The 11150-nt window shown below is 61.5% G+C and carries 5 protein-coding genes; 4 read left to right on the plus strand and 1 reads right to left on the minus strand.

The annotated features are described in order from the left end of the window. Window positions 1-29 precede the first annotated feature (29 nt). From NKI46_RS18465 to NKI46_RS18475, 3 genes are read left to right on the plus strand one after another with little or no spacing between them, the layout of a single operon-like run. The gene (locus NKI46_RS18465) at window positions 30-2162 is read left to right on the plus strand and encodes a type I secretion system permease/ATPase (RefSeq protein ID WP_023687775.1); all 2133 of its coding nucleotides are present in this window, start codon (window positions 30-32) and stop codon (window positions 2160-2162) included. Between the two features lie 45 nt (window positions 2163-2207). Further along, window positions 2208-3497, plus strand: a complete 1290-nt coding sequence (locus NKI46_RS18470; protein WP_023738302.1) for an HlyD family type I secretion periplasmic adaptor subunit — start codon at window positions 2208-2210, stop codon at window positions 3495-3497. After that, window positions 3487-4128 (plus strand): ribbon-helix-helix domain-containing protein, encoded by a 642-nt coding sequence (locus NKI46_RS18475; RefSeq protein WP_023712249.1) that lies wholly within the window; start codon window positions 3487-3489, stop codon window positions 4126-4128. Before NKI46_RS18470 ends, NKI46_RS18475 begins: the two co-directional genes overlap by 11 nt. An 85-nt stretch (window positions 4129-4213) precedes the next feature. Here NKI46_RS18475 and NKI46_RS18480 read toward each other — a convergent pair whose 3' ends face one another. Further along, on the minus strand, window positions 4214-5152 hold the full coding sequence (locus tag NKI46_RS18480) for a transglutaminase-like cysteine peptidase (protein WP_352747280.1): 939 nt from the start codon (window positions 5150-5152) through the stop codon (window positions 4214-4216). Between the two features lie 323 nt (window positions 5153-5475). On the opposite strand from NKI46_RS18480, the gene NKI46_RS18485 reads away from it, so the two are divergent. Continuing rightward, window positions 5476-11150, plus strand: a 5675-nt coding sequence (locus NKI46_RS18485; RefSeq protein WP_352747283.1) for a beta strand repeat-containing protein, incomplete at its 3' end; no start/stop codon positions are given.

An 11150-nucleotide genomic window follows, 5' to 3' on the forward strand; every position in this document is an offset into this window, starting at 1 on the left:
AGGACGAACGATAGTCCTGCGGGCCAATCGTGAACCCACAACCCAAAATCCTCTCCCCAAAAGAGGCGTTCAAGGCCTGCTTCTCCGCTGTTGCTGGGTACCTCGGCAGGCCGAGTTCCGAGACCGTGCTGTTTGCCGGCGTGCCGCTGTCAGACACCCGCATCGATATCGACGCCATCCGGCATCTTGCCGAACGCATCGGTCTTGAAATCACGGAATTCAGCCATCGCGACTTTCTTCGCGGACGCATCGACCTTCCCGCCATTCTGTTTCGCGTCAGCCAGTTGCCTGTAGCGCTGCTTGCCCAGACCGAGGACGGTGGATTTACGACCGCTCCCCAGGAAGACGGCCGCACGACAATCAGCAAATCCGAGTTTTCCGGAAGTTATATCAGTGGCGGCGTTTCGTTCTCGATAACCTATGCCAACGCGGTCGAGGCGATGAGCGTCGGTTCTGCGGCCAAGATCGAGCGGCGACATTGGCTGACCGGCACAATGGGGCCGTTCTGGCGCACCTATTCCAAGGTCATCCTGTCAGCGGTATTCATCAATTTGTTGGCTCTTGCCTCACCGATCTTCACCATGAATGTCTACGACAGGATCTTGCCGAACAAGGCGATATCGACGCTCTGGGTGCTGTCGATCGGGATCGGCGCGGTCATTCTGTTCGACCTGCTCTTGAAGACCGCCAGAGCGTCACTGATCGACTATGCCGGGCGCAAGGCCGATCTTCGCATCTCCTATATGCTTTTCGAGAAGGTGCTGAACTCGTCCTTGTCGGCAAGGCCCGGCTCAACCGGCGAATATGCAAATCGGGTGACCCAGTACGAGTTCGTGCGCGAGTTTTTCACGTCGAACACCATCAGCGTCTTCATCGACACAGCCTTCGTCTTCGTCTTTCTTCTTGTCATCTATGCGATAGGCGGTTGGCTGGTCGTCATACCGGCCATTGCCTTTGTCGCCTCGGTGATCGTCGGGCTGATCACGCAACGGCGCATCGGCAAACGCGTTGCCGCTTCCATGAACGAGGCTTCGCAGCGCCAGGCCCTGCTGGTGGAATCCATCTCCACGCTGGAAACGATCAAATCGCTGCGGGCAGAGGCGTACCTTCTGCGAAAATGGGCGGAGCATTCCAAGAACGCATCCAACACGTCCGAGAAGATCAAACAGCTTTCGGCTGCCGCCGGCAACATAACGCAAGCCATCCAGCAGATGGTCACCGTCGCTTTGATCGTGGCCGGCGCCTATGCCTTTTCGGAAGGGCATGTCTCGACCGGCGCCATCATCGGCACCGTCATGCTGGCGGGCCGGGCGGTGGCCCCGCTTGGGCAGATTGCGATCACCTTGTCCAGACTTCGCCAGGCGATGCTGTCCCTGCGAATGGTGAATTCGATCATGGCGCAGCCTGAGGATCGGCCGGACACGGTTGGTTTCGTCAACCGCCCCATTCGCAACGGTGCAATGGCATTCAGGAATGTCGGCTTTGTCTACCCGGGTTCCGAAAACGAAGTGCTGACCGGCCTGAATTTCTCGGTGAAGCCCGGTGAGCGGATCGGCATCATCGGCCGCATAGGCTCGGGAAAGACGACCATGGGGAGGCTGATCGGCAGGCTTTTCCTGCCGACCTCCGGCGAGCTGCTGCTGGACGGGATCGACATCCGCCAATACCACCCATCTGAGGTTCGCGCCGCGGTCGGGATCGTCGCGCAAGCCAACGATCTATTTTCCGGCACCATCAAGGAAAATCTCCTGATGGCGTGCCCGGAGGCGACCGATGAGCAGATCGTCGACGCGGCCAAGGCTGCCGGCGTCGACGACTTCGTCTCCCGCCATCCGCGAGGCTACGACATGAATGTCGGCGAGCGCGGCACCAATCTCTCCGGCGGTCAGAGGCAGACAATGGCAATTGCCCGCCTGTTGCTGACCAAACCGAAAATCGTGTTCCTGGACGAGCCGTCCGGCTCGATGGATCTGGCTTCCGAGCGCCAGCTGATCAAGCAGCTCAAAGTGGCTTTCGATCGCAACACGACGCTGATCGTTTCGACGCACCGCTTCAGCATGCTCGAGCTGGCCGACCGCCTCATTGTCATCGAGCAGGGCAAGATCGTTGCCGATGGACCGAAAGACCAGGTGATACAGGCGCTGCAGAAAACAAGCGCCTGATCGAACAGAATTACTGGGTTAATTCAACACATTGGGGCGTTGGAAATGCTAGCCAGGGAAGACCGTCCGCCGCTTTTTGCGTCGGCTTCGATATTCATTATCGGAGCGCTTTTTGCGAGTTCGGTAGCCTGGGCATCCTTCGCCGAGGTCGATGAAATCGCACGCGGCGACGGCAAGATCATACCGGCGTCGAAGACCCAGATCATCCAGGCCAGCGAGCCGGGCGTGGTTCAGGAAATCGCCGTGACGATCGGTCAGGTCGTCAAGAAGAATGACCTCATCATTCGTCTCGACAACACCTTCAACACTTCCAGCCTTGGCGAGCAGCAGGCCAAGGCGCGGGCATTGCAGACGCGCATTGCACGGCTCAAATTCGAACAGACCGGAAGTCTAGAGGGCGCGTTTCCCTGCCCGCCCGAGATCCAGAAGGTGGCGCCGGAAATCTGCGACAACGAGCAGAAGCTGCTAATCGCGCGGCGCGACAACTTCGAAGTCAAACTGTCGGTTCTCAAGTCGCGCCTCGATCAGCGTGAGAAGGAACTCGACGAAGCCAACGCCAATGCCGATCGCCTCACCAAGAACCTGGCCGTCAGCGACCAGGAGGCGAAGCTGGTCGAAGCGATGGTCAAGAAAGGCCTGATGGCGCGAACCGAGCAGCTCCGCGTCGAGCGCGAGCAGACCGAGCTCAATGGTCAGCTGACGCTTGCCGGAGAGACCATCAAGAAAGCCAGGTCTGCCATCACGGAAGCCAAGCTTCAGGTCGACGAACTTGGCCTGCAACTGCAACAGGAAGCGCTCAGCGATCTGACGCAGGCGCTGGCCGATCTCTCGGTGGTGGACGAGACGATACGCGGTGCCACCGACAAGGTGGCGCGTACCGATATCCGTTCGCCTGTCGATGGTATCGTCAACACGCTTGACATCAACACGGTCGGCGCCTTTGTCCAGCCCGGCGCGGTCGTCGCGGGTATCGTGCCGACGTCCGAGACCCTGCTGGTCGAAGCCCGGGTCTCACCGCGGGACGTCGCCTTCATCCGGCCGGGCCAGGATGCCCTGATCAAGGTGACCGCCTATGACTTCTCGATCTTCGGCGGCATCGAAGGCAAGGTGTCGAACATCACTGCCGACAGCCTTGTCGACCAGAAGACCGGCGAACCGTACTATCAGGTGCGTGTCGCCACCGACAAATCGACCCTGACACGCGACGGCAAGACCTATTCGATCATCCCCGGCATGATCTGTTCGGTCGACATCAAGACCGGACGCAAAACGATTCTCACCTACCTTCTGAAACCAATCAACAAGGCGCGGGAGGAGGCAATGAGTGAGCGATAGTGCGATCTCCCGCCCGGTCGATCGCGACCGGCTGCTGCCACCGCTGGCGAGTGAGGATTTCGGTCTCGAGTTCCGGGTTGTGGCGCGTGGCGGCACGCGCCGCGGCATTCGTCTGGAGAGGGCGTTCTGGACTTCGCTGAAGCAGATGGCGGAAAGCCGCAAATGCACGATCGGCACACTGATCGAGGAAATTGCAGAGAGCCACGCCAACGCCGGAAACCTGACATCGGCAATCCGCGTAGCCTGCATGCGTGGACTGGCCGACCAGAACGTCACCTTGCAGAGGCTCGCCTCGATCAAGACCATCAACGCCATTCTCGTCGCCTGTCCCTCGCCGGCCTTTGCCCTGGCATCGTCGAAGAAGATCCTGACCTTCAATGCGCCGTTCCAGCAACTGGTGCGGCGGCAATTGCCGGTGGCGCCGAACGAGGACGCGCGCCAGGATCTCAAGCTGGCGCTGGACCTCAATGTCGCCGACATATTCGCCAGGCTGGACGCCAATGGCGAGACGCCGGTCGCGACCGGTTTCGTCATAGGCGCCGGCGACCGCCGCTACCGCGGTCAACTGAGCGCGGTGCGGGCGCCGGTGGTCGAGCCGGAACTGCTGATGGCGTTCGTCTTCGGCGGCTAGAGCAATTCCGGGAAAAGTGTGAGCGGTTTCCGTGGAAAATTGCGTCAAACAAGAGATAGAGCGCTCAAGACTCTCTGATGGGAGCTTACGGCTGCATACCTTCACCAGGCGCGACCGTCGAAAGGCCGCCCTTGATATCGGCTATTTGAGCAGAACCGGTCTTCGCGCCATGGATCCACGCGCGATCGGTGCTGAACGAATACAGCGGCACGTAGGTCGGCAGGTCTGTGTCGCGGGAAACTACATTGCTCAAACTGTCGAGAATGAAGACGCCGCTGCCGGTGCTGACCGACAGCACGGCATGAAAGAAACCGCGCTTGCGATCCTGCAAGACGACCAGCGACATGCTCTGCGCCGGGATGCCTGCATGCAGCAGCGCGGCCATCTTGAGGATGGCGAAATCCTCGCAGTCCCCTGCCCGCCGCTCAAGGATTTCCCGGGGCTTGGCCCAGTAGTCGAGCTTGCCGTAAACCACGCTGTCCTTCTTGTAGGCGATGGCGCGATTTATACTTGAGTTGACGAAGGACAACTTGTCGATGAAGCGCTTGTTCCCGGCTGCCTTGACTATCTCGGCAAAGGCGCTGTTCTTGCGTTCGCACGCGCTGCTCGCGGTACAGTCGACAATTGCCTTGTAGACCGGCGCCCAGCGCGCCGAAACCGGGAAATTGCGCATCGACAGTGCAACAGAACCGAACACGCCGGGAATGATCGCCGCCGTCTGGATCAAGTCGATCCCGGCGGCGGGCGACGCGATCGAAGAACCACGCTTTTCATCAACGGCAACAGAGCTGCTGAAAATCATGCCGATCCGGTAGGCTGAAACCGGCTGCCATGGCTGCGGCCGAGCCAGCGAAACGCCGCCGAGACTGGACGGGGTTTCGACCGCCGCCAGAACTCCAGCGGCAGCGCCGGCATTCACGGCAATTGCTTTCGCGGATGATGGCTGCGGCAGGCTTGCAATCGCCATTGCCAGCAGGAGGAGCCTGAGCCCGGTTATTCCCAGGGCAGATTTTTCTTTTTTCATGACGCCCACCTCTTGACTGTGGACGGTACCAATATTGTCTCAAATTACTGGAAAGGAAGGTGGATAAGTTTCCTTCAATCGGGAATACCTATTTTGTGTAAAACTTTATTCAAATTTATACTTCTGTTTACCAATCCAGCTCAGCCGGCGGATATCAAACGAAGCGCGGCGCGGCCAATGTATATCAGATTATATCTTCCGGGTTTACCACATGTAAAAAATGCCGAGACTTGCATACCGGGATATATGAAATTGATTGCGGGACAGTTGCAAAGCAGAAGTCGTCACTGTCTCTATCCGGGAAATGCCGGAGGGGTTTGGCGATGACGACCAGTAACGATTTGGATACCGTCTCGAATTCTTGGGACGAGCACTCTTCACATGAACATGGCGGCTCGCCATCGCAGGCAGGCATCCAGGTAGCGCAGGCCGCTCAGGCGGCGCCTGCCGAGCCGGTGCCGGTCGATGTCGGCAGTGGCGCACCCGTTCAGCCGGCAGCACCCGCGGAGGCGAAAGCGCCGGCGGCAGCCGCGCCGCATGAATACGTGGCCGACGCCAGCAACATCGTGAAACTTCCGGCGGACGTCTCCATCGACAACATCAAGGTCGACGGCCACAATCTGTTGCTGGAACAGGCCGACGGTTCAGTCATCCTCATCAAGGATGGCGCGCTCAACGTGCCGACCTTCATCATCGGTGATGTCGAAGTTCCGCGCGTGGCCTTGCTGGCCGCTCTTGAAGCGAGCCACGTCGATGTCGCCTTCGGTGCCGATGGTTCGATCTCGGCCGGCCCGGGCGGCGCCCCAGGCAGTGCCGGCGGCGACTTCACCATTCCCCCAGGTGGTATCGGCGACGGCTTCGATCTTTCCGCATTGCTGCCGCCGACGGACCTGCAATTTGGACGGCTGGAGCCGCGTGAGCTGACGATCGGGGTCAGGGAAGAAGATACGACGCCGACAATCGACATTGGCTCCGGATTTGTCGTCAACGAGGCCGCGCTTGCCGACGGGACGGACCCGGCCAGCACCGCCGAGCAGGTTTCAGGGACCTTCAACATCGTCTCGGGTGATGGCATCGGGACGCTTGTCATTGACGGTGTGGACGTGACCAACGGCGGCAGCGTTGCCGGGCAATACGGCACGCTCGTGGTCACCGGCAATCCGACGAACGGCTATAGCTGGATCTATACCCTTGCCGACAACACTCTTGATCATCACGACATCTCATCGACCGGAACGACCGAGGGGGTTTCCGACAGCTTTGCCGTCGTGGTTACAGACACAGACAATGATCCGGCCACCGCGACCCTCAATATTGGTGTGCTGGACGACGGCCCTACGCTTTCGGTCCAGGCAACCGCGCAAGCGGCACAGTTGCTTTCGGTCGAGCTCGACGAGACGGTCGGCGGCGACCGCTATAATGCCGGCGAGACCGAAGATGCCGGCGGCAACGCCAACACCGATGACGGCGTTGGCCTGGCCCAGGTGACGACCGGCCTGGCGGGTGGCCTTTCTTCGCTGTTCGCCGTTGGCGGCGTCTACGGTGCCGACGGGCCAGGCAGCACGACCGCGCAGTTGGCATTCACCGGCATTCCGGCCGGTGGCCTTGCCACGAATCTCATTGCCACGAACGGCGGGGCCATTACGCTCTTCCTCGAAGGAGGAGTGATTGTCGGCCGCGACACGCAGGGTGATCAGGTCCTGACCATTGCGATCACCGGCGCGCCCGGCGCAGAGCAGTTGCAGACCACGCTCTACGAAGCGCTCAACCATGGCGCCGACGGCAACAAGTTCGATTCCGAACTCAATCTGTCGCTGACCAATGGCGGCCAGGTTCAGCTGCAATATGAGGTAACGCGCCAGGACGGCGACGGCGACACCATCACCGAGAAGGCGACCGTCGACCTGATCAACGGCCAAGGCTCCGCATTCTCCTTCGACGACGATGGGCCAAGCCTAACGGTCGGCGCCCACGATGGAGCGGCTGGCCTGCTTTCCGTCGAGCTTGACGAGACGGTTGGCGCGGATCGCTACAATGGCGCTATCGGCGAGACCGAAGATGCCGGCGGCAACGCCAACACGGATGATGCCGGTCCGGGCCTGGCGCAGGTCAACACCGCGGTAGCAGGCGGACTGACCAATCTGTTCACTGTCGGCGGCAGCTATGGTTCGGACGGTCCTGGTACCGTTACCGGGAATCTGAGCTTTACCGGCATTCCGGCCGGTGGCCTTGCCACGAATCTCACCGCCACCGACGGCGGCGCCGTCACGCTCTTCCTCGAAGGAGGAGTGATCGTCGGCCGCGACACGCATGGCGATCAGGTTCTGACCATCGCGATCACCGGGGCGCCTGGCGCCGAGCAGCTGCAGACCACGCTCTACGAAGCGCTCAACCATGGCGCCGACGGCAACAAGTTCGATTCCGAACTCAATCTGTCGCTGACCAATGGCGGCCAGGTTCAGCTGCAATATGAGGTAACGCGCCAGGATGGCGACGGCGACACCATCACAGAGAAGGCGACCGTCGACCTGATCAACGGCCAAGGCTCCGCATTCTCCTTCGACGATGACGGGCCGAAGGTTACTGGCACCGCCCAGGTCACCGCGAATGTCGACGAAGACGGTCTGCACAACAGCCAGTCCACCGGAAATGCCGACAATCTTCAGCCTGGCGAAGTGACCGGAACAAACTCCGCGGTTGCCATCGGTGCTGCCGGCGCATTGAATGCAATCGTCGACTTCGGCTCTGACGGCCCGAATGCGACTTCGGCCTTCGGCCTTGTCACCCAAACCACCCCATCGGATTCGGGGTTTGATTCGAAAGGCGGCAACGTCCTCATCGTCTCCGACGGCACGACCCTGACCGGCTATGTCGATGTAGGCGCCGGTGCCGGCTATCAGGCGGGCACGGATCGTCCCGTTTTCACCCTGACCGTCGGTGCGGACGGCTCCTATGTCTTCACCCTGATCGACCAGATCGATCATCCGACGCTGCCGGGCGACAACACCGAAAATACGCTTGCCAATGGCGGTATCGATCTTTCGGCCTTTGTCGTTGCCATGGACGGTGACGGCGATACCATCGGACTGGCGGCTGGTACATTCAAGGTCCAGGTGCTCGACGACGTTCCGCAGATCGTCGCGCGGGATGCCGGCACGACGACCACAACCACGACCGAAACGATCGTCTACACGCTGCAGGCCGGCAACACCGATGTTCGCGGCATGGATGGCGCAGGCAACCACGACATCAAGCTCAGCGCCGTCGACATCAACGAAGGCGACAATTCCGTCAACACCACCGGCACCAAGATCGGCGTCGGCGACGGCCAGATCATCGACGGATACGAAACCCATCCGCATTTGACCGGCCCCGAAATCGTGACGATGGACTTCGTCAACAATCTTGTCATCGCCCCCAACAATCCGAATCCGCCCAGCATCACCGACGGTGGTTCATACGACGTCGACTCGGTCAAGTTCACGATCGATGTTGCGGAAGCCCAGGGTGTCGAAGCCGCCGTGATGTTCATCGGCGCCAAGGACGGTGGCACATTCGAGCCGTTCACCGTGAGCATCAATGGTGTGCTGACGGCCGGCACGGCTGTCTTCGAGGGCGGCGTGCAGGTGGGCTATGCCTTCGCCGGCGTGCCCGATGGTGCGACTGTCGAGGTCATCGGCAGCACCCCGTTCGACCAGCTCAAGGTGGGCAACTACAACGATTTTACCTTCGATTCCAACGCTGGCGGAACCGATGCGACCCTGACTGGCGGCAACCCGTTCAAGATCTTCGGCATCGAAGCCAAGGTCACGACAGTCACAACGCAGACCGAGGTCTTCCGGGTCAGCCACGACGAGTCCGCCGGCGTCAACAACGCCGCAGATCCCAATCCGGCGGATGACACCGCTCTCTCCCCGCCAGCTCTGGTGGACGAGCCGGGGGCGTTGGGCTACGCAAAATCGTCAGCCAGCGCGCTCGGCCTTTTCAACGCCTCGGTCGGCGCCGATGACGACGCGACATTCTCGTTTGCCGTCACCGACGCGATTGGCAATCCGCTGTCAAACGTCGATTCCGGCCTGAAGACACTCGACGGCTCGGCGATCATGCTCTCGACAAATGCGGACGGCGTTCTCGTTGGTTCTGCCAACGGCGTCGACGTCTTCAAGGTTTATGTCGATCCGACCGGAGCGGTCTGGATCGGGCAATATCAGCCGATCGCTCACAATGTCGACGGTTCAAGCACCGCAGCCTTTGACGACATAGCGACCGTCGCCGCCGACCTGCACGTCAAGGCCACCATCACCGATTTCGACGGCGACACGAGCACCGCCGTATCCCATGTCGCGTTGAGCATCGAATTCCAGGATGATGGCCCGGTTGCGGTCAACGATCAGGACTCGGTCACCGAAGATGGGCCGCTCACGGCAGACGGCAATGTGATCACGGGCGTGGGTGGCGCCGACGCAAACGCAACCGACGGCCACGCGGATCACCTCGGCACCGACGGCTTGGGCTCGATCACCTGGGACGGCGCCGTTGCCAACCACGTTGCTGGAACCTACGGCCAGCTTACGGTGGGCGCCGACGGCAGCTACACATATGTGCTCTACACCCAAGCCCAGAACCCGGCCGGGTATGCCGCGGTACAGGCGCTGGATGTCGGCCAGACCGTGGCCGAGAGCTTCGACTATGCTGTGGCGGATGGCGACGGCGATACCGCTCTGGCGTCCCTGACCATCACCATCAACGGCACCAACGACGTGCCGCAGATCGTCGTCGACCAGGGCAACCCGGCCGGCGCGCACGACCTGGTCTATGAAGCCGGCCTTGCGGCGGGCTCGGCGGCCGGCAACGGCAGCACGGTGGCGACCGGCACCTTCACGGTATCGGACCCCGACGGCCTCGACGACGTCCAGAGCGTCACCATCGGCGGCACCACGGTTGCCATCGGCAGCCTCAACGGTTCGACCTTCCCGGGCGACCACGGCACGCTGCTGATCACCGGCTACAACGCGGTAACTGGCGTAGCGACCTACCAGTACACGCTGACCAGTCCGACCACGGACGTTCCCGCCGTCACCGAGACCGAGACCTTCTCGCTCACCGTGTCGGACGGCACCTCCTCGTCAGCCCCGGCGGCAATCGTCATCACCATCGTCGACGACGTGCCGACCGCACACGCCGATACCGACAGTGTTGCGTCCAACCAGTTCACCGCCGAGACCGGCAATGTGCTGAGCGCGGTTGGCACCACCTCGCCGGTCACCGGCATCGACGTCAAGGGCGCCGATGGCGCTGCCGTGGTCGGCGTTGCCGCCGGCAACACCAATCTCGATGTCGACAATGCCGCAACGCTCGGCACCCAGGTCCAGGGCAGCTACGGCAAGCTGACGCTCAACGCCGACGGCTCCTACTCCTATGTTCGCGATGCCGGCACGCAGGGCGGCGTCAGCGATGTCTTCACCTACACCATCAAGGACGGCGACGGCGACACCTCGCACACCACGCTGACCATCGCCATCGGCGATTCAACCCCGACCGACGCCATTCCGGCTGCCGGCGGCGCCACCACCACCGTCTATGAAGCCAGCCTGCCGGCACGCGCCGGCGAACCGGCCGGCTCCAACGAGCCTGCAACCACCGAGACCACTTCGGGCACCATCGGCTTCACCTCGCCCGACGGCCTGACCACCGTCTCGCTGGGTGGCCATGTGCTGACCGGCTCGGCCCAGACTTTTGCCGACGGCACCACAGGATCGCTGACGGCCAGCTATGTCTACAATGCAACCACCGGCATCGGCACCATCAGCTACGCCTATACGCTGATCGACAACACGCTGACCGATCCGTCGAGCACCAGCTTCGCGGTCGTCGTCACCGACGCCGACGGCGACAGCGCTCCAGCCGGCAATCTCGTCATCACCATCGTCGACGACGTGCCGACCGCACACGCCGATACCGACAGTGTTGCGTCCAACCAGTTCACCGCCGAGACCGG

This window comes from Mesorhizobium sp. M0615 (genome assembly GCF_040320805.1).
In the GTDB taxonomy this organism is placed as follows: Bacteria; Pseudomonadota; Alphaproteobacteria; order Rhizobiales; family Rhizobiaceae; genus Mesorhizobium.